The organism is Paraburkholderia rhynchosiae, from assembly GCF_002879865.1.
GTDB lineage: Bacteria > Pseudomonadota > Gammaproteobacteria > Burkholderiales > Burkholderiaceae > Paraburkholderia > Paraburkholderia rhynchosiae.
Map to the genome: position 1 here is coordinate 1 of NZ_PNXY01000096.1, position 1,511 is coordinate 1,511.

Here is a 1,511-nt window from a genome sequence, read left to right on the forward strand (position 1 = left end):
CCCATTAGCGGGCCGGTGTCAAGTGAGCAATCCACATCCCCGGCTGCACCAGCAGCCGTTTCCCAGTTCTCCGAATGCAGCGGCCAACCGCGCCCGTTTCTTCATTTGCTGGCTGCGGCGGAACGCGCCAGACACCCATCTGGATCAAGCGAAGGGCAATACTGCTGGTGCCTTTCGCCCTGGCGGCTATGCCGCCCCGGAAGAACTTTGGTGCCGTAATGCGTCCATGGGGTTCGCACAATTGCGTGGGCTGCCGGGTTGTCGGCGCCAATCCACAGCTGGCTCGCATTCCGGGCGATCCGCTTTTACTGCATATCGGGGACGGCGGCACGGCATCCCATTCAATCTCGGTGGCTGTTCGCCAGTCAACAATCAGGGCTTGCAGGTCGCCGTCGAAACTCTTATGCGAAGCAGCGCGTCATATCGAATGGTTTGTGCTCCTTCAGCATATGGAAGCATGCGCGGGCGAGCTTGTGCGCCAAGGCCTTGCGCGCCAGGATCGTATTGGTCTTGCCTTTCTTTCGCTCGTAGAAACGTTTGGCCTCGGCGCAATAGCGCAGCGCAAAATTGGCTGCCTCGATGAACGCCCAGGACAGATACGGGTTGCCATTCTTTGTGTTGCCTTCGCCTTTCTTTTTGCCGTTGCTTATACGCTGGCTGTCCACGCACCGCGCATAGGAAGCGAAGTTACCGGCGCTGGCGAAGCGCTCGATGGTGCCCACCTCCAGCAGAATGACAGTTGCAAGGGTTTGGCCGATGCCCGGCACCGTGGTCAGCAGGGTGTAGTCCGCGTCTGGCGCGACCTTTTGTTGAAGACGCTTTTCCACGATAGCGATCTGCGCGGAGAGCGTCGTGATGACCGCGACGTTGGCCCGAAGCGCGAGTGCGACGTCCTCTGGCAGGCGCATTTGTTTGATGGTTTCTTCGTCGAGTCGGATGACCTGATTGCTCGTGATTCGCTTGCCGAACTGGCGTGCCGTTATGTTCTCCACCGCGAGAATGTGGCTCGTGCGGCTTCGCACGAGCTGCATGCGTTTCCTCGCAAGATCACGGACGGCACGCCGTTGTGGTGGCAAGATGGTGCCTGTCGGGAGTATTCCCAGGCGCAACAGGTGGGCCAGGTAGCGCGCGTCGGTCTCATCGCCACTGTGCTTGAGCCCATCGTATTTCTTGATCGCGGTGGTGTTGGCCAGATGGACCACGAAGCCGGCGGCCTGCAGCCCGTCGACAAGCCAGTACCAGTTATACGTCGATTCGATTACGACGCCAGCCAGCTCGGCTTGCCACGGGGCAAGGAACGTCAGGACCTTGGCCAGCTCGTTCGGCAGCCGCTTCTCAGCGACCACGCGGTCGGTTTCGTCGATCACGCTCACCACGCTGTTGTTCGAATGCAGGTCAATGCCGCTATAGTTCATGATGGACCTCCTTCCGGTTAAAGCGCTGTTGGCAAACTCACTTTAACCCCGCCACCCATCAGGGCGGCGGAGGAGGCCCGCTAGATGATTTTCAAT

Annotated in this window: 1 protein-coding gene; it reads right to left on the reverse strand. The window is 59.7% G+C overall.

Features of this window, described 5'->3' with window-relative positions; all coding sequences use genetic code 11:
• Nucleotides 1–401: 401 nt before the first annotated feature.
• On the reverse strand, nucleotides 402–1,415 hold the full coding sequence (locus tag C0Z16_RS36925) for an IS110 family RNA-guided transposase (protein ID WP_102636841.1): 1,014 nt from the start codon (nucleotides 1,413–1,415) through the stop codon (nucleotides 402–404).
• Between the last annotated feature and the right edge of the window lie 96 nt (nucleotides 1,416–1,511).

What these genes read in the sequence shown, in the direction of transcription:
- C0Z16_RS36925 (WP_102636841.1), bottom strand. Translation starts at nt 1,415, where the DNA reads ATGAACTATAGCGGCATTGACCTGCATTCGAACAACAGCGTGGTGAGC.